The sequence below is a fragment of the Aeromonas sp. FDAARGOS 1407 genome (assembly GCF_019048725.1).
In the GTDB taxonomy this organism is placed as follows: Bacteria; Pseudomonadota; Gammaproteobacteria; order Enterobacterales; family Aeromonadaceae; genus Aeromonas; species Aeromonas enteropelogenes.
On record NZ_CP077399.1, the window covers coordinates 3,362,224 to 3,382,711 of the forward strand.

General features: G+C 60.1%; 21 protein-coding genes. 19 read left to right on the forward strand and 2 right to left on the reverse strand.

All coding sequences use genetic code 11. From position 1 onward, the window contains the following. The first annotated feature begins 1 nt into the window (after nucleotide 1). From ccoO to ttcA, 10 genes are all read left to right on the forward strand, one after another. Nucleotides 2-616 carry a cytochrome-c oxidase, cbb3-type subunit II gene (gene ccoO, locus I6L37_RS15910; protein ID WP_042026191.1) on the forward strand — a complete coding sequence of 205 codons (615 nt, stop codon included), beginning with the start codon at nucleotides 2-4 and terminating at the stop codon, nucleotides 614-616. Between the two features lie 11 nt (nucleotides 617-627). Then, nucleotides 628-807, forward strand: coding sequence for a CcoQ/FixQ family Cbb3-type cytochrome c oxidase assembly chaperone (locus I6L37_RS15915; protein WP_026456585.1), 180 nt, complete (start codon nucleotides 628-630; stop codon nucleotides 805-807). Further along, nucleotides 807-1,790, forward strand: a complete 984-nt coding sequence (ccoP, locus tag I6L37_RS15920) for a cytochrome-c oxidase, cbb3-type subunit III (protein ID WP_042026190.1) — start codon at nucleotides 807-809, stop codon at nucleotides 1,788-1,790. Before I6L37_RS15915 ends, ccoP begins: the two co-directional genes overlap by 1 nt. A gap of 140 nt (nucleotides 1,791-1,930) precedes the next feature. Continuing rightward, nucleotides 1,931-2,419: a FixH family protein gene (locus I6L37_RS15925; protein ID WP_042026188.1), complete on the forward strand. Its 489-nt coding sequence runs from the start codon at nucleotides 1,931-1,933 to the stop codon at nucleotides 2,417-2,419. 3 nt (nucleotides 2,420-2,422) lie between these two features. After that, on the forward strand, nucleotides 2,423-4,807 hold the full coding sequence (locus I6L37_RS15930) for a heavy metal translocating P-type ATPase (protein WP_216992352.1): 2,385 nt from the start codon (nucleotides 2,423-2,425) through the stop codon (nucleotides 4,805-4,807). A gap of 129 nt (nucleotides 4,808-4,936) precedes the next feature. After that, nucleotides 4,937-5,125 (forward strand): cbb3-type cytochrome oxidase assembly protein CcoS, encoded by a 189-nt coding sequence (ccoS, locus tag I6L37_RS15935; RefSeq protein WP_026457736.1) that lies wholly within the window; start codon nucleotides 4,937-4,939, stop codon nucleotides 5,123-5,125. Next, nucleotides 5,109-5,795, forward strand: a complete 687-nt coding sequence (locus I6L37_RS15940; protein WP_216992353.1) for a sulfite exporter TauE/SafE family protein — start codon at nucleotides 5,109-5,111, stop codon at nucleotides 5,793-5,795. Before ccoS ends, I6L37_RS15940 begins: the two co-directional genes overlap by 17 nt. A gap of 68 nt (nucleotides 5,796-5,863) precedes the next feature. Further along, nucleotides 5,864-6,619, forward strand: a complete 756-nt coding sequence (locus I6L37_RS15945) for an FNR family transcription factor (RefSeq protein WP_026458105.1) — start codon at nucleotides 5,864-5,866, stop codon at nucleotides 6,617-6,619. A gap of 138 nt (nucleotides 6,620-6,757) precedes the next feature. After that, nucleotides 6,758-7,705, forward strand: coding sequence for a universal stress protein UspE (uspE, locus tag I6L37_RS15950; protein WP_216992354.1), 948 nt, complete (start codon nucleotides 6,758-6,760; stop codon nucleotides 7,703-7,705). Nucleotides 7,706-7,772: 67 nt separating this feature from the next. Next, nucleotides 7,773-8,681, forward strand: coding sequence for a tRNA 2-thiocytidine(32) synthetase TtcA (gene ttcA, locus I6L37_RS15955; protein ID WP_042026184.1), 909 nt, complete (start codon nucleotides 7,773-7,775; stop codon nucleotides 8,679-8,681). A gap of 93 nt (nucleotides 8,682-8,774) precedes the next feature. On the opposite strand, the gene I6L37_RS15960 is transcribed toward ttcA, so the two are convergent. Continuing rightward, the gene (locus I6L37_RS15960) at nucleotides 8,775-9,461 is read right to left on the reverse strand and encodes a DUF2987 domain-containing protein (RefSeq protein ID WP_216992355.1); all 687 of its coding nucleotides are present in this window, start codon (nucleotides 9,459-9,461) and stop codon (nucleotides 8,775-8,777) included. A 16-nt stretch (nucleotides 9,462-9,477) separates the two neighbouring features. Then, entirely contained in the window at nucleotides 9,478-10,221 is a 744-nt protein-coding gene (locus I6L37_RS15965) for a hypothetical protein (RefSeq protein ID WP_216994188.1), read from the reverse strand. A gap of 193 nt (nucleotides 10,222-10,414) precedes the next feature. Between I6L37_RS15965 and potA the strand changes: the two genes are divergently transcribed. From potA to rbsB, 9 genes are all read left to right on the forward strand, one after another. After that, complete coding sequence (potA, locus tag I6L37_RS15970; protein ID WP_061477535.1) at nucleotides 10,415-11,518, forward strand: spermidine/putrescine ABC transporter ATP-binding protein PotA; 1,104 nt, start codon at nucleotides 10,415-10,417, stop codon at nucleotides 11,516-11,518. Next, nucleotides 11,505-12,401, forward strand: a complete 897-nt coding sequence (potB, locus tag I6L37_RS15975; protein WP_216992356.1) for a spermidine/putrescine ABC transporter permease PotB — start codon at nucleotides 11,505-11,507, stop codon at nucleotides 12,399-12,401. Before potA ends, potB begins: the two co-directional genes overlap by 14 nt. Beyond that, nucleotides 12,398-13,168 carry a spermidine/putrescine ABC transporter permease PotC gene (gene potC, locus I6L37_RS15980; protein ID WP_061477533.1) on the forward strand — a complete coding sequence of 257 codons (771 nt, stop codon included), beginning with the start codon at nucleotides 12,398-12,400 and terminating at the stop codon, nucleotides 13,166-13,168. The genes potB and potC overlap by 4 nt, the downstream gene beginning before the upstream one ends. Nucleotides 13,169-13,309: 141 nt before the next feature. Next, the gene (locus tag I6L37_RS15985; protein WP_216992357.1) at nucleotides 13,310-14,377 is read left to right on the forward strand and encodes an extracellular solute-binding protein; all 1,068 of its coding nucleotides are present in this window, start codon (nucleotides 13,310-13,312) and stop codon (nucleotides 14,375-14,377) included. Nucleotides 14,378-14,601: 224 nt separating this feature from the next. After that, nucleotides 14,602-16,233 carry a phosphoethanolamine transferase gene (locus I6L37_RS15990; RefSeq protein ID WP_216992358.1) on the forward strand — a complete coding sequence of 544 codons (1,632 nt, stop codon included), beginning with the start codon at nucleotides 14,602-14,604 and terminating at the stop codon, nucleotides 16,231-16,233. 394 nt (nucleotides 16,234-16,627) lie between these two features. Next, on the forward strand, nucleotides 16,628-17,047 hold the full coding sequence (rbsD, locus tag I6L37_RS15995) for a D-ribose pyranase (RefSeq protein WP_216992359.1): 420 nt from the start codon (nucleotides 16,628-16,630) through the stop codon (nucleotides 17,045-17,047). 20 nt (nucleotides 17,048-17,067) lie between these two features. Next, the gene (gene rbsA, locus I6L37_RS16000) at nucleotides 17,068-18,591 is read left to right on the forward strand and encodes a ribose ABC transporter ATP-binding protein RbsA (protein WP_216992360.1); all 1,524 of its coding nucleotides are present in this window, start codon (nucleotides 17,068-17,070) and stop codon (nucleotides 18,589-18,591) included. Further along, nucleotides 18,588-19,556: a ribose ABC transporter permease gene (gene rbsC / locus I6L37_RS16005; protein ID WP_216992361.1), complete on the forward strand. Its 969-nt coding sequence runs from the start codon at nucleotides 18,588-18,590 to the stop codon at nucleotides 19,554-19,556. The genes rbsA and rbsC overlap by 4 nt, the downstream gene beginning before the upstream one ends. A 35-nt stretch (nucleotides 19,557-19,591) precedes the next feature. Beyond that, complete coding sequence (rbsB, locus tag I6L37_RS16010; RefSeq protein ID WP_026458219.1) at nucleotides 19,592-20,467, forward strand: ribose ABC transporter substrate-binding protein RbsB; 876 nt, start codon at nucleotides 19,592-19,594, stop codon at nucleotides 20,465-20,467. Nucleotides 20,468-20,488: the final 21 nt, after the last annotated feature.

Genomic DNA, 20,488 nt, shown 5'->3' on the forward strand with positions numbered 1-20,488 from the left:
CATGAGCAACAATAACCGTCACGAGATCTTTGAAAAAAGCGTTCCCATGCTGGTGGTCGGCATCATATTTGCCATCAGCCTGGGTGGCCTGGTCGAAATCACCCCGCTGTTCTTCCAGAAGCAGACTACCGAGCCGGTGGAGGGCCTCAAGCCCTACACCGCCCTGCAGATGGAAGGGCGCGATATCTTCATTCGCGAAGGCTGCACCAACTGCCACAGCCAGATGATCCGTCCGTTCCGTGCCGAAACCGAGCGTTACGGTCACTACTCGGTCGCCGGTGAAAGCGTGTGGGAGCACCCCTTCCTGTGGGGCTCCAAGCGTACCGGGCCGGATCTGGCACGGGTCGGTGGCCGCTACTCCGACGAGTGGCACAAGGTTCACCTGATCAACCCGCGCGACGTGGTGCCCGAGTCCAACATGCCCGCCTACCCCTGGCTTGATCGCAACGTGCTGACTGGCGAGATGACGGGCAAGAAACTGGCGCTGTTCCGCGACCACTTCGGCGTGCCCTATACCGATGCCGATATTCAGGGCGCCGGTGATGCCGTCAAGGGCAAGACCGAGCTGGAAGCCCTGGTGGCCTATCTGCAATCACTGGGCCATGCCCTGAAATAAGGAGTGTGGAGATGGACTACGGCACTTTTCGCGGTCTGTACACCCTGCTGTTGATGGCCATCATGATCGGCATCTTCGTCTGGGCTTACAGCAAACGCCGCAAGACCGCTTTCGACGAGGCTGCCAATCTGGTTTTCGCCGATGATGAGCAATCCGGTGCTGATAAAAAGAACGCAGGAGCGAAACAATAATGAGCACTCTGTTTAGTATTTTCGTAACCGTCATTACCCTGGGGACCATCCTCGGCTGCTTCCTGCTGCTGATGTGGTGCCGCAAGGACAAGATGGGTGTTGAAGAAGGCAAGTCGATGGGTCACTCCTTCGACGGCATCGAAGAGATCAACAACCCGCTGCCGAAGTGGTGGACCTACATGTTCCTCTTCTTCATCGTCACCGGTCTGGTCTATCTGGTCGCCTTCCCGGGCCTTGGCAACTTCAAGGGTCTGTTGGGCTGGCAAAGTTCCAACCAGGATGTCCGTTCGTTGGCCGAATCCCGCGCCGCGACCGAGTCTGCCAAGTCGGAAGGTCGTGCGGTGGAGTATGACCGCGAGATCGCCAAGGCTGACGAGATCTACGGCGCCAAGTTCCGCGAGCTGGCCTACCAGGCCGACGGCAAGAGCTATCGCCCCATCGAGGAGATCGCCGCCGATCCGGAAGCCCGCAAGGTGGGTCAGCGTCTGTTCCTGCAGAACTGCTCCCAGTGCCACGGCTCCGATGCCCGCGGTGGTCGCGGTTTCCCGAACCTGACCGACAGCGAATGGCAATGGGGCGGCGCCCCGGATCAGATCAAGACCACTATCATGGGCGGTCGTCAGGGGATCATGGCTGCCTGGGGCGAGATCCTGGGCAAGGATGGCGTGCAGGAAGTCGCTTCCTACGTGCTGAGTCTGTCCGGTCGCAAGGTTGATCTGGTGGAAGCCAAGAAGGGTGAAGCTCGTTTCGCGGTCTGCGCCGCCTGTCACGGTCCGGATGCCAAGGGCGGCATCGCCGTCGGTGCACCTGACTTAACCAACAGCACCTGGCTCTACGGTGGCTCCCGCGAAGTGGTGGTCCAGACCATCACCCACGGTCGCCACGGTGTGATGCCGGCCTGGAAAGACATTCTGGGCGAAGACAAGGTGCACCTGCTGGCCTCCTACGTTTACAGCCTGTCTCACCCACAGACTGCCAAATAAGGTCGGCCACACCCGAAGTAACATGTGATAAACACGTGATTACACAGCAAAAAGCCTCGACTACTCGAGGCTTTTTGTTATCTTGTGTTGCGTAAAAGCCATCCTCCTCGTTAATCACTCGTTTCACGGTAGTAGCAATCATGACCCGACCCTGGTATCGCCAATTCTGGCCCTGGTTTATCATCGCCCTCCCCACCGCCGCCGTTGTCGGCAGCATCGCCACCGCCATCATCGCCAGCAAGGATGGAGTAAATCTGGTGGCAGAGGACTATTACAAACAAGGGAAAGAGATCAATCAGGATCTGAGCAAGTTTGACCGGGCCGAGGCGCTCAACATCCGCTTTGCGCTGGAGGTCAACGGTCAGGAGCTGACCCTCAAGCCGCTCAGTGGCGACATCCCGCCAGGACAGGCGCTGTACCTCTCCCTGTTCCACCCTACCCTGGCCGGTCAGGACAGCGAGCACCTGATCACCGCCGATGGCAGCGGCACCTATCGCTTCCACTTTGAACGCCCCCTGACCGGTAAATGGCACCTCAGGGTCGATGCCTTCAACCACGAATGGCGACTGCAAGAAACGGTTCAACTGCCCACTCAGGCCCCTGTCGAACTCGATCCCAAAGGACGCTAAACCATGACCGGCTGTTTTCACTGTGGCGAGCCGGTTCCCGCCGACAGTCACTATGCCCTCGAGATCAAGGGCATTGTCCGTCCCATGTGCTGTCCGGGTTGCCAGGCGGTGGCGGAAACCATCATGGAGTGCGGCCTGGCCAGTTATTACGATCACCGCACCGCACCGGGTGCCAAGGGGGATCTGGTGCCCGAGGAGCTGGCCGCCCTCACCCACTACGATCTGGCCGAGGTGCAGCAGGAGTTTGTTACCGACAGCGGCAACGTGCGGGAGATCCAGCTGACGGTAGAGGGGCTCACCTGCGCCGCCTGTGCCTGGCTTATCGAACGCCACCTGATGACCCTCCCCGGACTGCGTTACATCAACGTCAACACCACCACCCACAGGGCCCGCATCAAGTGGGATCCGGACAAGCTCTCTTTGAGCGACATCCTCAAGGGATTCGCCAAGGTTGGCTATCGCGCCTACCCCTTCCAGACCCATCAGCAAGAGGCGCTTTACGCCAAAGAGGTGCGCCGCTACATGTTCCGGATGGCACTGGCCGGGCTCGGCTCCATGCAGGTGATGATGTGCGCCGTGGCCCTTTACATGGACTTCTTCATCAGCGTGGAGGAGGAGTTCATGGTCTACTTCAAGTGGATAAGCCTGCTGCTCTCTACCCCCATCATGATCTATTCGGCCCAACCTTTTTACGTGAACGCCTGGCGCAGCCTGAAGCAGGGCCACCTTTCGATGGATGTGTCGGTATCCCTGGCCCTCATCGGCGCCTTTGTCGCCTCCATGTGGGCCACCGTCTTCAACACGGGGGAGGTCTATTACGACTCCATCACCATGTTCGTCTTCTTCCTGCTGCTGGGGCGGTTCCTCGAGCTCAGGGCCAGACGCAAGGCGTCCGAGTCGAGCTCCAACCTGGCGCGGCTGGTGCCCATCATGGCAACCCGCATCGACGAGGAAGGTGAACATGAGGTCGCCGCCAAGACCCTGCAAGTAGGAGACAGAGTCCGTGTGCTAGCGGGCGCCACCCTGCCGGCCGACGGCATCATAGTGCGGGGGGAAGCCAGCCTAAACGAATCCATGCTGACCGGCGAACAGTTGCCGCTGCTCAAGGGGCATGGAGATCAGGTCTATGCCGGTACCATCAATACCGATGCCCCCCTCGAGATCCGGGTCAGCCATCGTATCGAGGAGTCGCGGATCGCCCAGATCATGCGCCTGCAGGATCACGCCCTCGACGACAAGCCCGCCATCGCCCAGATGGCCGATGTGCTGTCGCGCCACTTCATTCTGGTGCTGCTCATCATCGCGGCCCTGGTGTGGATCTTCTGGCATTTTCACCAGCCGGAGCAGGCATTCTGGATCACTCTGGCGGTGCTGGTCGCCACCTGCCCCTGCGCTCTGTCGCTGGCAACGCCAACCGCACTCACCTCGGCCACCGCTCACCTCACCCGCTCCGGCATACTGCTGCGTCGCGGTCACGTGCTGGATGTGCTGACCAAGGCCAACCGGGTGGTGATGGACAAGACGGGCACCCTGACCACGGGGGAAATTCGCCTCTGCCGCACCCAGGTGCTGGGGGATCTCAATGCCGAGCACTGTCTCGCCATCGCCCGCGCTCTGGAGGCACAGTCCGAACATCCCATCGCCCGCGCCTTCCGCCTGCCGGCCGATGGCATCGCCCTGCTGCCTCATGCGAGCGACATCACTCCCGTCATCGGCCACGGTGTCACCGGGATTGTCGATGGGGTGCGCTATCGCATCGGCAGCGCTGGCTGGCTGAGGCTGGGCGATGACCTCGTCAGCCCCCGCGGCCTCGCCATCTATCTGGCCGACGAGCGCCAGGTCCTGGCCCGCTTCGAGCTGGAAGATACCCTGCGACCCGATGCCAAGGCGCTCATCGCCGCCTTCAAAGCGGCCGGTTTGCAGACCACCATCCTCACTGGCGACAGTTCGGCCCAGGCCGATGAAATAGCCCGTGAGCTTGGCGTGGACGAGCTGATCAAGGGTGTCACCCCCGATGGCAAGCTCGCCTACCTCAAGGGGCGGGAGGCTGACGGGGAGATCAGCATCATGGTGGGTGACGGCATCAACGATGCTCCAGTGCTGGCCGGGGCCCATGCCTCGTTCGCCATGGCGGGCGGCACGGACCTGGCCAAAAACAGCGCCGATGCCATCCTGCTTGCCGACGATCTGAATCGTCTGCTGGACGCCAGGACGCTGGCCCTGCGCACCCGCAAGATCATCATCGAGAACTTTGCCTGGTCCATCGGCTACAACCTGCTGGTGTTGCCGCTGGCCGCCAGCGGCTGGTTGCCCCCCTATCTGGCGGCGGCCGGTATGTCCTTGAGCTCCCTCATCGTGGTCACCAACTCCATGCGCCTCAATCGCTGACATGACCATTGACTCGATGGCCTGTCACCGACGCAGGCCACATTTTTGACCCGTGGCGACTGGCCGGCGACCCGAACAGGGTTACCATGGGGCTCAGTCGCCAAGGAGGCATTTGCCAAGGTAGAGACCATGAACATCATTTTTGTCCTGATCCCCATCGCCATCCTGTTTGTGATCATCGCCGGAGTCGTCTTCTTCTGGGCCATTCGCTCCGAGCAGTTTGAGGACCTCGACAGACAGGGCTCCAACATCCTGTTTGATGAAGACCAACCTGCCCAGAAACCAACCAAGCACAGCCCAGATGACGCACAATCTTGATCTTCTGGGAGCCCTGCTGGTGGGACTGGCGGGCTCGGCACACTGCATCGGCATGTGCGGCGGTGTCTCGGCAGCCCTTGCCATGGCGATCCCGGCCGACAAACAACACTTCTGGGGACGCCTCGCTTATCTGCTCAACTACAACCTGGGCCGGATCCTCAGCTATGTGATTGCCGGTGCTCTGGTAGGGGGCTTACTCGCCACCACCAGCGAGCTTGGGGCAGGCAAACACGCCATCGCCGGACTGCGGCTCATCGCGGCCCTCTTGATGATCGCCCTCGGCCTCTATCTGGCAGGCTGGTGGCAAGGGATATTGCTGCTCGAACGCATCGGCGCCAGACTCTGGCCCCACATCAAACCGCTGGCGGGCAAGTTTCTGCCCTTTACCTCCCCCCTGCAGGCACTGCCCTTTGGCATGGTCTGGGGCTGGCTGCCCTGCGGGCTGGTCTACTCCATGCTGACCTGGAGCGCAGCAGCGGGCTCGGTCAGCGGCGGCGCTCTCATCATGCTTGCGTTTGGGCTGGGCACCCTGCCTACCCTGTTTGCTCTGGGGGGGCTGGCAGATCGGCTGCGCTACTGGCTGACCTTGCGCAGTTTGCGCCTCGGAGGTGCCCTGTTGCTCATTTTTTATGGGGTTCACACCCTGTGGGTTGGCATTGCATCCTTTTGAAACCCTATCCAAAACGGATGAGTTGATGGTAAACTTGTTTGATATAAATCAATTATTCGTATGAGCCTATGATCCCGGAAAAGAAACCTGGCAGACGTATCCAGAGCGGTGGCTGTGCAATTCATTGCCAGGACTGCAGTATCAGTCAGCTCTGCATTCCCTTTACCCTGAACGACAACGAGCTGGATCAGCTCGACAGCATCATCGAGCGCAAGAAGCCGATCCAAAAGGGTGAAGAGCTGTTCAAGGCCGGCGACGAGTTCAAGTCTCTCTACGCCATCCGTTCCGGGACCATCAAGTCCTACACCATCACAGAGCAAGGGGATGAGCAGATCACCGCCTTCCATCTGGCTGGTGATCTGGTCGGCTTCGATGCCATCCACAAACAGGCTCACCCCTCCTTCGCCCAGGCGCTGGAAACCGCCATGGTGTGCGAGATCCCGTTCGAAGTACTTGACGATCTCTCCGGCAAGATGCCCAAGCTGCGTCAGCAGATCATGCGACTGATGAGCAACGAAATCATGGGCGATCAGGAGATGATCCTGTTGCTCTCCAAGAAGAATGCCGAAGAGCGCCTGGCAGCCTTCCTGCACAACCTGTCGGTACGCTTCTCCGAGCGCGGTTTCTCCGCCAAGGAGTTCCGTCTCTCCATGACCCGGGGCGACATCGGCAACTATCTGGGCCTCACCGTCGAGACCATCAGCCGTCTGCTTGGCCGCTTCCAGAAGTCCGGTCTTATCAGCGTCAAGGGCAAGTACATTACCGTGCTCGATCACGCAGCACTCGGCCAGATGGCTGGCGCCACCCGTCCGACCTGCGGCTGATCTCCCCGCCATTTCCCCTCTCCTCTGCCGGATCCTTTCCTCTGGAATTTGATCCGGCACACGACCGCCACCTGCCTCCTGCGCTAAGCTGTAAATGCTAAGGTCCTGCTGACATTGGTATTTTCCAAGGAGGAGAAGATGGTCAAATATCAGAACATTCTGGTGGTTATCAACCCCGAAGAAGAGCGGCAAATCGCCCTCGAACGGGCGGTCAAGATCGCCGAGCTGGACAACAATGCCCATCTGACCCTGCTGCTCACCATCTATGACTTCTCGTACGAGATGACCGCCATGTTGTCGGCGGAGGAGCGGGAAGAGATGCGCCACGGTGTCATTTCCCAGCGCCAGGAGTGGTTGGACGAGATCCTGACTCCCTACCGGGAAAAAGGGATCACCTGCGAGGTGAAAGTGGTCTGGCACAACCGTCCCTTCGAGTGCGTCATTCAGGAGGTGCTGGAGCAGCGCCACGATCTGGTGGTCAAGGCCACTCACCATCACAGTTTCCTGCAAACCTTCATTTTTACTCCCACCGATTGGCACCTATTGCGCAAATGCCCCTGCCCGGTTCTGCTGGTGAAAGAAGGGCACTGGCAGCGTGGCGGCAACATCATCGCCGCCATCAACTGCTCGAGCGACGACCCCGATCAGAAGGTACTCAACGAGCGGATCACCCAGGAGGGCACAGACATCGCCGAACTGCTGGGGGCCAACCTCTATCTGGTCAACACTTACCCAGGCACGCCGGTCAACGTGGCCATCGAACTGCCGGAGTTTGATCCCAAAGCCTACAACGAGGCGATCCGCAAGCATCACGAAAACCTGCTGCTGAGCCACGCCAGCAAGTTCGGGATCAGCGATCTCTGGACCCGGGTCGCGGAAGGCCTGCCCGAAGAGGTGTTGCCGGACATGGCAGAAGAGCTGAATGCCAACCTGATGATCATGGGGTGCGTCGGCCGTACCGGCCTCTCGGCCGCCCTGCTTGGTAACACCGCCGAGCATGTGGTGGACAGGCTGCCGTGCGACATCCTGATCCTTAAACCGGCCGATTACAGCTGCCCGGTGGACAGCCGCCGCAATCAGGCATAAGGCACCTTGCCCTCCCCCGGGACATGGCTATAATAACGCGCTTATTTGTGTCCCGGGTTTTACGAGCATGCTAGAAGAGCTGAACGCCAAAGAAAAATACAGTTTCAACAAACTGCAAAAGCGCCTGCGGCGCAACGTGGGTCAGGCCATTGCCGACTTCAACATGATTGAAGAGGGTGACAAGGTGATGGTGTGTCTGTCCGGCGGCAAGGACAGCTTTGGTATGCTCGACATACTGATGAACCTGAAAGCCAGCGCCCCCATCCATTTCGATCTGGTCGCCGTCAACCTGGATCAGAAGCAGCCCGGCTTCCCCGAGCACGTCCTGCCGGAATATCTCGACACCCTCGGCATCGAGTACAAGATCGTCGAAGAGGACACCTACTCCATCGTCAAGGAGAAGGTCCCCGAGGGCAAGACCACCTGCTCGCTCTGCTCGCGCCTGCGTCGCGGCATCCTCTATCGCACCGCCCAGGAGCTGGGCTGTACCAAGATTGCCCTGGGCCATCACCGTGACGACATTCTCGAGACCCTGTTCCTCAACATGTTCTACGGCGGCAAGCTCAAGTCCATGCCGCCCAAGCTGGTGAGCGATGATGGCAAGAACGTGGTGATCCGCCCGCTGGCCTACTGCAAGGAAAAAGACCTGATCCGTTATGCGGACGTCAAGGCCTTCCCCATCATCCCCTGCAACCTGTGCGGCTCCCAGGAGAACCTGCAGCGCCAAGCCATCAAGCAGATGATGCAGGATTGGGATCGCCGCTTCCCGGGTCGCATCGAGACCATGTTCACCGCTATTCAGGACGTGATCCCGAGCCACCTGCTCGATCACAAGCTGTTTGACTTCAAGAGCATCAACCGCGACTCCGGCATCATAGATGGCGGCGACAAGGCGTTTGATCCCCCCGAGATGCCGAAGGTGCCCCACCTCGACATCGACGAGATGGACATGCTGGATGTGATTGAGGTGCGCTAAGCCCTCTGCTGCCAAAACAGCAATAATCAACAACAATGAAAAAGGAGCGACCCGTCGCTCCTTTTTTCTATCCGTGTGGCTGGCTCTGCCCCGTTACTCCTTGCGCAGCCAGGGGGTAAGTCGCAGCACCTCCCCCTGCAGGCGCAAGGTGCCACCCGCAAAATCGGCGAGCTGAGCCTTGTTCAACTGCAGCTGGCCATCTTGCCAGGGCAACGCCTCCTGCCGGGCCCCCTCAACGAGATAGGCCGTCCCGCTCGGTTCGACCAACGCGATGTGCACCCCCTCCATGGACGGCAGGAAATACTTGCCCACCATGCCCGCCATCTTGTCGAGCAACTGCTGCATCTGCTGCTGGCGAGTGGCAATCTCTGCTACCGGAAACTGGCTGCCTGCCGGCGCATCGGCCATCACCTGCACCGCCATGTCACAGCTGGCATGGGGCTCTTGCAGCTCCACCACCACGGTGGCCTTGTCAAGATTGAGATCCCCGTCAAAAGGCAGGCGCAGTTCGCTGTCCACCGTCACCTCGGCGGCTACGTCCCTGTCCGGCGTCGACACCCGGGCCGAGGTCAGAGTACAGCGCCGGCCATTTTGCGGATCGGTCAGATAAAATCCCAGCCTGGCATGACCGAAATCCCCCTTGGCCACACTCTTCATCTGGCTGTAGAAGGTGCTGTATTGCAGATCCAGCGTAGGGGCCGCCACCGCCAGTCCCGGCAGCAAGAGGCTTGCCAGCAGGGCGCGGCGCAACGCCGAGGTCACTCCATTGCGACAGGTCATTCAATATCCTTATGCATCATGCGTTGAAATGATCGGGCCCTTCCCGTTCGGTCACTTCATTGACCTCTACTGCCACGCCGCACAGATCCCGATAGAGGATCCCCTTGCAGTTGAAGTAGAGAGGGGCCATCCAGATAAGTCCCAACCCCATGGGGAGCAGGGCGAGAAACAGCAGCGCCGCCATGATGCCATGAAACAGCACCAGGCTGGGCCAGCCTCGCACAAACAGCCGCAGGGAAACCACAATGGCCTGCACCGGCGTCAATCCGCGCTCCAGCACCAGGGGCACGGTGAAGATAAGGCCCATGCCGATGAGGGCAGAAGGTACAAAAGAGAACACCACCGGCAAGCCGACCAGCTCGAACAGCGGGCCAAACAGGCTGGTGAGCACGCTGCCGAGCAGGCTCAGCATGCCGAGGCGCACGAAGTGACGAAAAAAGTCGAACACCTGGTTGGCCCTGGCACGGACCCCCACCGACTGCTGCAGCCCCAGCATATCAAGGGCGCTGGTCATGGGCGCCATGATGACGGTAATGAGCAGGCTCAGTACCATGGCCACGTTCATCTGCGTATCGTCACCGATATAGGGCACCAGCAACATGTTGCTGAGCAGGATCCAGATTGCCGTTACCCCGACGATAGCCAGCAGCAGGCCGAATCCGGTGCGGCGGGTCTGTTGCCACCCCTCCTGGATCACCCCTTTCAGATCGAGGCGATAACCCTGGCTCAGGGACTGCTCCAGGGAGCCACCAATACGCATTTTGTTACTCAATTGACTATCCAACATCGAAAACGAACGAATCAGGTGGCACATTATAGCGGTTTGATCCGGTATTCGTAGCCGTTTTTCCTGTCCTGTTCGGGCTAAAAAGCCTTTAATTTCATGTGTCGGCTGCAATAGAATGCGACCCTTCTTTCAACACGATGGCCACTGGCTGGGGTGAGACTGGCGGATGATGAAAAACCAACAGGTAATTGTCGCGCTGAACAAGATCAGCAAACACTACGATGGCAAGGTGATTCTCAATGACCTTGACCTTGATATTTATGACGGGGAATTCCTCACGCTGCTGGGTCCTTCCGGCTGTGGCAAAACTACCTTGCTGCGCCTGCTGGCCGGGCTCGAATCGGTAGACGGTGGCACCATCCACCTGGCCGGGGACGAGATCACCCACATTCCCGCCGAACACAGACACATCAATACCGTGTTTCAAAGCTATGCGCTCTTTCCCCATATGACGGTGTTCGAAAACGTCGCCTTTGGCCTCGAGATGCAGAAGGTGCCGGCAAGCGAAATCCGCCAGCGGGTCGAGGAGACCCTGGCCATGGTGCAGCTCTCCGATCTGGCCAACCGCCGCCCGGATCAGCTCTCCGGCGGTCAGCAACAACGGGTTGCCATCGCCCGCGCCGTGGTCAACAAGCCACGCCTGCTGCTGCTCGATGAATCTCTCTCGGCGCTGGACTACAAGTTGCGCAAGCAGATGCAGACCGAACTGAAGGCACTGCAGCGCCGCCTCGGCATCACCTTCGTCTTCGTCACCCATGATCAGGAAGAGGCGCTCACCATGTCCGACCGCATCCTGGTGATGGAGGGGGGCAACATCATCCAGCGCGGCACCCCGCGCGACATCTACGAATCTCCGGCCAACCTGTTCGTTGCCCGCTTCATCGGCGAGATCAACGTGATGGATGGCACCCTGATCAGCCAGAGCGAACCCGGCGTCTGGCGCGCCGAGGTGGAAGGGCGCGAGTGCCTGCTCCATACCGCTCTGCCCTTCAAGCCCGCCGACAAGGTACTGGTGCTACTACGTCCCGAAGATCTGCGCATTCTCGACAACGGGGACGATCAGGCTGGCGCACTGGCAGGCAAGATCTGCGAGCGCAACTACAAGGGCGCAACCCTGGACTCGGTGATCGAGCTCGAGAGCGGCAAGCAACTGCTGATCTCGGAGTTCTTCGACGAGGATGACCCGGATTTCGACTACCGGCTGGGCCAGGAGGTGGCCATCCACTGGGTCGACAGCTGGGAGGTAGTGCTGCCCTATGAACCTCACTAATTCACGCCGCGGCCGGGTTCCCCTGAGCTTTGCCCACAACGGTTTTCGCAACGGGGCCATCGCGCTGATCCTCGGCTGGCTGACCCTGTTCGTCTTCTTTCCGAACCTGATGATCCTCGGGGTCAGCTTCCTGACCCGGGACGAGTCGGCCCTCATCAGCCCTATCTTCACCTGGGGCAACTATGGCCGACTGCTGGAGCCCCTTTATTTTGAGGTGCTGCTCCACTCCCTGTGGCTGGCGCTGGTGGCCACCGCTATCTGTCTGCTGGTGGGTTACCCCTTTGCCTGGTTGCTGGCCCATCTGCCGAGCCGCATTCGCCCCCTGCTGCTGTTTCTGGTGGTGGTCCCCTTCTGGACCAACTCCCTCATCCGCACCTATGCCCTCAAGGTGCTGCTCAGCACCCGTGGCCTCATCAACGGCTGGTTGCTGGATCTGGGGCTCATTGAGCGGCCACTGCAGATGATGTACACCGAGGTGGCCGTCATCATCGGCCTGGTTTACGTGCTGCTCCCCTTCATGGTGCTGCCCCTCTATTCGAGCATCGAGAAGCTCGATGGCCGACTGCTTGAAGCCGCGCGGGATCTGGGAGCAAACGGCTGGCAGCGGCTGCACCGCATCGTGCTGCCGCTCACCCTGCCCGGTATCATCGCAGGCTGCCTGCTGGTATTTCTGCCCGCCATGGGGATGTTCTATGTCTCCGATCTCTTGGGCGGTGCCAAGCACCTGCTGATCGGCAACCTCATCAAGACCCAGTTCCTCAACAGCCGTGACTGGCCCTTCGGCGCTGCCATCAGCGTGATGCTGACGGTGCTGATGGCCCTGTTGGTCTACTGCTACTGGCGAGCGGGCAAACTCTTGAGCAAGAAGGGGGAACTGGCATGATGCGCGCACTGAAAGCGGGATTTTTGCTGCTGGTGTTCACCTACCTCTATGTCCCCATAGGGGTGCTGATCGCCAACTCCTTCAACCTCTCCAAGTACGGCATCGACTGGCGCGGCTTTACCTGGAGCTGGTACGAGAAGCTCTTCGCCAGCGCCAGCCTGATGCAGGCGGCCCAGCACTCCCTGACCATCGCCGCCCTCAGCGCCACGTCGGCCACCCTGATCGGCACCCTCACCGCAGTGGCGCTGTTTCGCTATCGCTTCCGGGGCAAGCAGTACGTCAGCGGCATGCTGTTCGTGGTGATGATGTCCCCGGACATCGTGATGGCCATCTCGCTGCTCACCCTGTTCGTGGCTACTGGCGTTGCCCTGGGTTTCTGGTCCCTGCTCATCGCTCACATCACCTTCTGCCTGCCCTTCGTGGTCATCACCGTCTACTCGCGGCTGTGCGGCTTCGATGTGCGGATGCTGGAGGCGGCCCGGGATCTGGGGGCTGGCGAGGGGATCATCTTTCGCCGGATCATATTGCCGCTGGCCCTGCCGGCGGTGATGGCGGGCTGGCTGCTCTCCTTCACCCTGTCCCTGGACGATGTGGTGGTGAGCTCCTTTGTCACCGGCCCGGCCTACGAGATCCTGCCCCTCAAGATCTACTCCATGGTCAAGGTGGGGGTCTCCCCCGAGGTCAACGCCCTGGCCACCCTGATGCTCATCGCCTCACTGGGGATGGTGCTGGTCGCCCAGTTGTTACTGCGCAAGCGGCAGGCATAGCCTGCCCGTTTGCTCGGGTTGTTTGCTGCGCCCCGGCGCAGCCCCTTTTCGCCACATGACGGCGTCACGCAGCAACACCGCTGGCGCAGGCGAACTCTGTCACGGTGGGCCGCAAGGCCCCATTACCTCAAGGAGTTTCTGATGACAATCAAGTACAAGGTGGGCGCCATGATGGCCGCCGCCCTCACCCTCTCCGCCCCGCTGCTGAGCACGCCGGTACAGGCCAGCGAAGACAAGGTGGTCTACTTCTACAACTGGTCGGAATACGTACCGGACGGTCTGCTGGAGCAGTTCCAGCAAGAGACCGGCATCAAGGTGATCTACTCCACCTATGAATCCAACGAAACCCTCTACGCCAAGCTGAAGACCCATGGCGACGGCTACGATGTAGTGGTGCCGAGCACCTACTTCATCTCCAAGATGGCCAAGGAGGAGATGCTGCAACCCCTCGACCGCGCCCAGTTGCCCAACTTCAAGCACCTGGACCCCACCCTGCTCAACCACGAGTACGACCCGGATAACCGCTACTCTGTCCCCTATATCTGGGGCGCCACCGGCATCGGCGTCAACAGCGAGATGATTAGCGAACCCGTCACCAGCTGGAAGCAGCTGTGGGCACCGGAGTGGAAAGAGAGCCTGCTGTTGATGGATGACGCCCGCGAGGTGTTCCATATCGCCCTGGTTCAGCTGGGCTACAGCCCCAACACCCAGGACAAGACCCAGATCACCGAGGCGTTCGAGTACCTGAAAAAGCTGATGCCCAACGTCAAGGCGTTCAACTCCGACAACCCGGCCGACCCCTTCATCGCCGGTGAAGTGAACATCGGCATGCTGTGGAACGGCTCCGCCTACGGCGCCCAGCGCGAATACCCGGCCATCAAGATGACCTATCCGGAAGAGGGCGCCGTGCTGTGGATGGACAACCTGGCCATTCCCGCCAAGGCCAAGCACGTGAAAGAGGCCCACGCCCTCATCAACTTCCTGATGCGTCCGGACGTGGCGGCCAAGGTGGCCGAAACCATCGGCTACCCGACCCCGGTCAAGGCTGCCATCCCCCTGCTCTCTCCCGAGTTTCGTAACAATGCCATGGTCTTCCCAAGTGACGAGACCAAGCAAAAAGGAGTGTTCCAGTCCGATGTGGGGGACGCCTCCCAGCTCTACGAGCAGTATTTCCTGCAGCTCAAGGCCATGGTGGCCAACGCCAATTAAGTCCATTGCCCCCGGCCACGCCGGGGGTTTTTATGCTGTTTTCCCACCAAATCTGCCATGCCGTGCGCCACAGGCAAGCAATGCCAGCGTTAACGCCACATTCATAAACCACTTCGTATATCGGTAATCCACAGCGTCATTCACTGAAAATTGGCGACCATGCCAAGTGATCCGCTGCCGTTGTCGTGAATGCCATTTTCACCATCTGCGATCAGGATGCCTGTATGCCCTTTGTGATGGAAACAAGAGTTGTCCCCTTCATTGCCCTGCTGGCGGTCGTGTTTGCATGCCTGTTCAACTGGCCCATCTGGCTGCACTTGTATGACATTCTCTCCCAGCTGGAGCGCGTCAAGACGGGCTTTGTCATCTCGCTCCCCATCCTGCTGGTCGCAGCGCTCAACTTCGTGTTTGTGCCATTCTCCATCCGCTATCTGCTCAAGCCTTTCTTCGCGCTCCTCTTCGTCATCAGCGCCATTGCCAGTTACACCATGCTCAAATATGGCGTCCAGTTTGATCAGACCATGATCCAGAACGTCTTCGAGACCAACCAGAGCGAAGCCCTGGCCTATGTCAGTACGCCCATCGTCGCCTGGGTGACGGTGACCGGCATCCTCCCCGCGATCGGCCTGTTTTTCATCAAGATCAACTATGCCAACCGCTGGTACAAAGGCCTCCTCGCTCGTGCCCTCTCCATGCTGGTCTCCCTGGCCATAGTGACAGCTATTGCCGCACTCTATTATCAGGATTACGTCTCGGTAGGTCGCAACAATTCGAGCCTCAAGCGTGAAATCGTGCCGGCCAACGTCGTCAACAGCACCACCAAATTTATCTACAAGCGCTTTCTGGTTGAGCCCATCCCCTTCACAACCCTGGGAGATGATGCCAAACGGACGGCCAGCTCGGCCAAACCTACCCTGATGTTTCTGGTATTGGGGGAAGCCGCCCGCAGCAAAAACTACTCGATGAATGGCTATGCCAGGGAGACCAATCCCTTTACCAGCAAGGCAGGTGGCGTCATCTCTTTCAGGCAGATGCGCTCTTGTGGCACAGCCACTGCCGTGTCGGTCCCCTGCATGTTCTCCAACATGGGGCGCGAGGAGTTTGACGGCAATCTGGCCCGAAACAGCGAGGGACAGCTGGACGTATTGCAAAAGGCAGGCATCTCCATCTACTGGAAGGACAACAACAGCAACTGCAAAGGGGTCTGTGATCGGGTCCCGAATATCCAGATCCAGCCCACGACCAATCCCACTCTGTGCAAGGGCGGCACCTGTTACGACGAGGTACTGTTGCAGGGGCTGGATGATGAGGTGGCCAACATGAAGGGGGACAAGATGCTCGCCTTTCACCTGCTTGGCAGCCATGGCCCCACCTACTACAAGCGCTACCCCAGTGAGCAGCGCAAGTTTGTGCCGGACTGTCCGCGCAGCGACATCGAGAACTGCACGACCGAGCAGCTGGTCAATACCTATGACAACACCATCCGCTATGCCGACCTGGTGGTTGCCCGGCTGATCGCCAGACTCAAGCAGTATGAAGAGAAGTACAACACGGCGCTGATCTACCTCTCGGATCACGGCCAATCCCTCGGTGAAATGGGGCTCTATCTGCACTCGGCCCCGTACCGGATCGCCCCCGATGAACAGACTCGCATACCGATGCAGATCTGGATGTCGCCGGGCTTTATCAAGGAGAAGAAGCTGAACATCCGCTGCCTGCAGAAAAATGCCAACGCCACCCCCTACTCCCATGACAATCTGTTCTCGTCCATGCTGGGGATCTGGGACGTCAAGACGACCGTCTATGACAAGCGTCTCGATATTTTCAGTCCCTGCCGAACGACGCAGGCGCCCTGATCCTCCCTGCATCTGCACTGCCGCCCTTTCCATCGCTTCGTTCATTTGCAAGAAAGTGAGCGGGAAACCTTGGCGACACAACACGGGGTCTGACTCGCCTGGCTTGCAAGGCAATTGGGCACTGTCAGTTCCATAACCATCAGGGCGGGTTAACCTGCACGCCAGTTATCCAGCCCTTCGCCAACGGCGTTGCATTCATCTGGAAGCTTGGCCTCTGCTGACACCCTCGCCACCCTTTCTGTTGGCACCTTTGAGATCGTTTTCACATTTTTGCCCCATCGGGATGGCTCTTGACACTCGAAAGGCCTATCTTTGCGCCATCACGCAACCGGTTGCGTAACCGGTTGCTTTAGACAAAAACAGATGGACAGGCCAAGACCTGACGAGGTGCTGTATGAAACGAGGCGTACTGCTCAATGCCCCCCTGAGTGCCCTGGTGGCACAGATGGGGCACACCGACGAGATCACCGTGTGCGATGCGGGCCTGCCCATCCCGGCAGGCCCCGAGCGCATCGATCTGGCGCTGATGGCGGGCACCCCCAGCCTCGAGACAGTGCTGGGCGCCCTGCTCACCGATCTGGTGGTGGAGAAGGTGATCATGGCGAGCGAGATCAAGCAGGTTAGCCCCGATGCTCACCAGGCCCTGCTTGAGCAGATAGAGGCCCACGCCATCAGCCAGGGCAACCCCATCACCATCGAATACTGCCTGCACGAAGCATTCAAGGCCCGCACTCGCCAGAGCAAGGCCATCGTGCGCAGTGGCGAGGTGACCCCCTACGCCAACCTGATCCTCTGCGCCGGTGTGGCGTTTTAAGCCCTTTCAAGGAATCAGCCATGAGTACAACCCCCTCGCCCATTCTGTCGCTCACCGGGATCGTCAAGACCTTCCCCGGCGTGCGGGCGCTCGATGAGGCAGGCCTCAAGGTCTACCCGGGTCAGGTAATGGCCCTGCTCGGCGAAAACGGCGCAGGCAAGTCCACCCTGATGAAGGTGCTGACCGGCATCTATCAGGCCGACAGTGGCAGCATCAGTTATCGCGGCCAGCCGGTTCACTTCAAAGGGCCCCGCGACTCCCAGGATCAGGGGATCAGCATCATCCACCAGGAGCTGAACCTGCTGCCGGAACTCTCCATTGCCGCCAACATCTTCCTTGGCCGCGAACCGCGCACCCGCTTTGGCAATATCGACCACAAGCAGTTGCGCGAACGTGCCGCCAGCCTGCTTGCTCGTCTCGGGGTCAAGCACGGCCCGGATACCCAGCTTGGGAGTCTCTCCATCGGTGAACAGCAGATGGTGGAGATCGCCAAGGCGCTGTCGTTTGATGCCAGCGTCATCATCATGGACGAGCCCACCGATGCCCTGACCGACACCGAAACCGAGCAGTTGTTCAAGGTGATCCGCGAGTTGCGTGAGCAGGGCTGCGGCATCGTCTATATCTCCCACCGCCTCAAAGAGATCTTCGAAATTTGCGACCGGGTCACAGTGCTGCGCGATGGCAAATGGATCGGCGAGAAGGCGGTAAGCGAGCTCGATGAAGACAAGATCATCGAGATGATGGTGGGCCGCCGACTGGAGGAGCAGTACCCGCGTCTGGTGCGCGAACTCGGCCCGGTCAGCCTGCAGGTGAAGGATCTTGCCGGCCCCGGCGTGCGCGGGGTGAGTTTCTCCCTGCGCCAGGGGGAGATCCTGGGCTTTAGCGGCCTGATGGGTTCCGGCCGTACCGAGCTGATGAAGCTCATCTATGGCGCCAGCCCCATCCACAATGGCGAGATCCGCATCGATGGCAACCCGCTGCGCCCCAAGAGCCCTGCCGATGGCCTCAAGGCCGGCATCGCCTACATCTCCGAGGATCGCAAGGGCGACGGCCTGGTGCTGGAACTGTCGGTGCGCGAGAACATGAGCCTGTGCGCCCTCGACGAGTTCAACAAGCGCGGGCGCATCGACGGCCAGGCCGAGCGTCAGGCGGTGAGCGACTATGTGCGCCTGTTCAACATCAAGACCCCCAGCAGTGAACAGCTCATCAAGCTGCTCTCCGGCGGCAACCAGCAGAAGGTGGCCATCGCCAAGGGGCTGCTGACAAGGCCCAAGGTCCTCATCCTGGACGAACCGACCCGCGGCGTGGACGTGGGGGCCAAGAAGGAGATTTATCAGCTTATCAACCAGTTCAAGAAGGAGGGGATGAGCATCATTCTGGTCTCTTCCGAGATGCCGGAAGTGCTCGGCATGAGCGATCGCATCATGGTGATGCACGAAGGGCGCATCAGCGCAGAGTTCAACACCGAGGGCGCCAATCAGGAGAAATTGATGGCGGCGGCAGTCGGTAAACAGTGGCAAGCAGAGCAAGAGGCAGCACAATGACAACCCAAACCCTTCCCCGCCGCGGCGTCATGAGCAAGGCATGGTGGATCGAGAACAAATCCCTAGTCGCCCTGCTGGTGCTGATCGGCGTGGTCTCCTTCCTGAGCCCCAACTTCTTCACCGCCGACAACTTGCTCAACATCCTGCGCCAGACCTCGGTCAACGCCATCATCGCGGTCGGCATGACGCTGGTCATCCTGACCGGAGGTATTGATCTGTCGGTCGGCTCGGTGCTGGCCCTGTGCGGCGCCCTGGCGGCCAGCATGGTGGCCATGGATCTGCCAATCTGGATGGTGATCCCCTTCACCCTGATCGCCGGCACCCTGCTCGGCGGGATCAGCGGTCTCATCATCGCCAAGGGCAAGGTGCAGGCCTTCATCGCCACCCTGGTCACCATGACCGCCCTGCGTGGCGTGACCATGGTCTACACCGAAGGTCGCCCCATCTCCACCGGTTTTAGCGATGGCGCCGATCACTTCGCCTGGCTCGGTACCGGCTACCTGCTCGGCCTGCCGGTCCCCATCTGGTTGATGGCCATCGTCTTCCTGCTGGCCTGGTTCATGCTCAACCACACACGCCTGGGTCGCTACATCTATGCCCTGGGCGGCAACGAGTCCGCCACCCGCCTCTCCGGCATCAATGTGGATCGGGTGAAGCTCGCGGTATATGGTCTGTGCGGCGCCCTGGCAGCCCTGGCCGGCCTTATCGTCACCTCCCGTCTATCCTCTGCCCAACCGACCGCCGGCATGGGTTACGAGCTGGATGCCATCGCCGCCGTGGTGCTGGGTGGTACCAGCCTGATGGGGGGCAAGGGGCGCATCATGGGAACGCTGATCGGTGCCCTCATCATTGGTTTCCTCAACAACGCTCTCAACCTGCTCGATGTCAGCTCCTATTACCAGATGATCGCCAAGGCCAGCGTGATCTTGCTTGCCGTGATGATCGATAACAAAAGCAACCGTTGATAACACTAGCCACGCCACACACAAGGAATGAAATGATGAAAAAGCTCAATACCCTGCTCGCTGCCGCCATCATGTCCGTGCTGGGCACCGCCCACGCCGCCGACAACACCCTGGCCATGGTGGTCTCCACCCTTAACAACCCCTTCTTCGTCACCATGAAGGAGGGCGCCGAGGCCAAAGCCAAGGAGCTTGGCTACGAGCTGGTGGTGCTGGATTCCCAGAATGACCCGGCCAAGGAGCTCTCCAACATGGAAGATCTCACCGTGCGCAAGGTCAATGCCATCCTGATCAACCCGACCGATTCCGAGGCCGTGGGCAACGCCATCCGTCTGGCCAACCGGGCCAACATCCCGGTGCTGACCCTGGACCGCGGCGCCGCGCAGGGTGAGGTCAAGGCCCACATCGCCTCCGACAACGTGGCCGGTGGCAAGCTGGCTGGCGACTTCATCACCGAGAAACTGGGCCCGGGTGCCAAGGTTATTCAACTGGAAGGGATCGCCGGTACCTCCGCCGCCCGTGACCGCGGCGAAGGCTTCGCCCTGGCCGTGGCCGCCAACAAGCTGGAGGTGCTCGCCTCCCAACCCGCCGATTTTGATCGCACCAAGGGTCTGAACGTCATGGAAAACCTGCTGGCCGCCCACCCGGGCGTACAGGCGGTGTTTGCCCAGAATGACGAGATGGCGCTGGGTGCCATCCGCGCCGTGCAGGCCGCCGGCAAAGAGGTGATGATCGTCGGCTTCGACGGCACCGACGATGGCAAGGCTGCCGTGGCCAAGGGTAAACTGGCCGCTACCGTGGCCCAGCAACCGGCGCTCATCGGTGCCATCGGCGTGGAGACCGCCGACAAGGTGCTCAAGGGCCAGCCGGTGGAGAAATCCATTCCGGTACCGCTGCAGGTGGTCACCAAGTAAGCGCGTCGAGTAAACGGATGG

What these genes read in the sequence shown, in the direction of transcription:
- I6L37_RS15990 (WP_216992358.1), top strand. Translation starts at nt 14,602, where the DNA reads ATGCCCTTTGTGATGGAAACAAGAGTTGTCCCCTTCATTGCCCTGCTG.
- I6L37_RS15915 (WP_026456585.1), top strand. Translation starts at nt 628, where the DNA reads ATGGACTACGGCACTTTTCGCGGTCTGTACACCCTGCTGTTGATGGCC.
- I6L37_RS15985 (WP_216992357.1), top strand. Translation starts at nt 13,310, where the DNA reads ATGACAATCAAGTACAAGGTGGGCGCCATGATGGCCGCCGCCCTCACC.
- I6L37_RS15945 (WP_026458105.1), top strand. Translation starts at nt 5,864, where the DNA reads ATGATCCCGGAAAAGAAACCTGGCAGACGTATCCAGAGCGGTGGCTGT.
- ttcA (WP_042026184.1), top strand. Translation starts at nt 7,773, where the DNA reads ATGCTAGAAGAGCTGAACGCCAAAGAAAAATACAGTTTCAACAAACTG.
- potC (WP_061477533.1), top strand. Translation starts at nt 12,398, where the DNA reads ATGATGCGCGCACTGAAAGCGGGATTTTTGCTGCTGGTGTTCACCTAC.
- ccoP (WP_042026190.1), top strand. Translation starts at nt 807, where the DNA reads ATGAGCACTCTGTTTAGTATTTTCGTAACCGTCATTACCCTGGGGACC.
- potB (WP_216992356.1), top strand. Translation starts at nt 11,505, where the DNA reads ATGAACCTCACTAATTCACGCCGCGGCCGGGTTCCCCTGAGCTTTGCC.
- potA (WP_061477535.1), top strand. Translation starts at nt 10,415, where the DNA reads ATGATGAAAAACCAACAGGTAATTGTCGCGCTGAACAAGATCAGCAAA.
- rbsA (WP_216992360.1), top strand. Translation starts at nt 17,068, where the DNA reads ATGAGTACAACCCCCTCGCCCATTCTGTCGCTCACCGGGATCGTCAAG.
- ccoS (WP_026457736.1), top strand. Translation starts at nt 4,937, where the DNA reads ATGAACATCATTTTTGTCCTGATCCCCATCGCCATCCTGTTTGTGATC.
- I6L37_RS15930 (WP_216992352.1), top strand. Translation starts at nt 2,423, where the DNA reads ATGACCGGCTGTTTTCACTGTGGCGAGCCGGTTCCCGCCGACAGTCAC.
- rbsD (WP_216992359.1), top strand. Translation starts at nt 16,628, where the DNA reads ATGAAACGAGGCGTACTGCTCAATGCCCCCCTGAGTGCCCTGGTGGCA.
- rbsB (WP_026458219.1), top strand. Translation starts at nt 19,592, where the DNA reads ATGAAAAAGCTCAATACCCTGCTCGCTGCCGCCATCATGTCCGTGCTG.
- I6L37_RS15925 (WP_042026188.1), top strand. Translation starts at nt 1,931, where the DNA reads ATGACCCGACCCTGGTATCGCCAATTCTGGCCCTGGTTTATCATCGCC.
- ccoO (WP_042026191.1), top strand. Translation starts at nt 2, where the DNA reads ATGAGCAACAATAACCGTCACGAGATCTTTGAAAAAAGCGTTCCCATG.
- rbsC (WP_216992361.1), top strand. Translation starts at nt 18,588, where the DNA reads ATGACAACCCAAACCCTTCCCCGCCGCGGCGTCATGAGCAAGGCATGG.
- uspE (WP_216992354.1), top strand. Translation starts at nt 6,758, where the DNA reads ATGGTCAAATATCAGAACATTCTGGTGGTTATCAACCCCGAAGAAGAG.
- I6L37_RS15940 (WP_216992353.1), top strand. Translation starts at nt 5,109, where the DNA reads ATGACGCACAATCTTGATCTTCTGGGAGCCCTGCTGGTGGGACTGGCG.
- I6L37_RS15960 (WP_216992355.1), bottom strand. Translation starts at nt 9,461, where the DNA reads ATGACCTGTCGCAATGGAGTGACCTCGGCGTTGCGCCGCGCCCTGCTG.
- I6L37_RS15965 (WP_216994188.1), bottom strand. Translation starts at nt 10,221, where the DNA reads ATGCGTATTGGTGGCTCCCTGGAGCAGTCCCTGAGCCAGGGTTATCGC.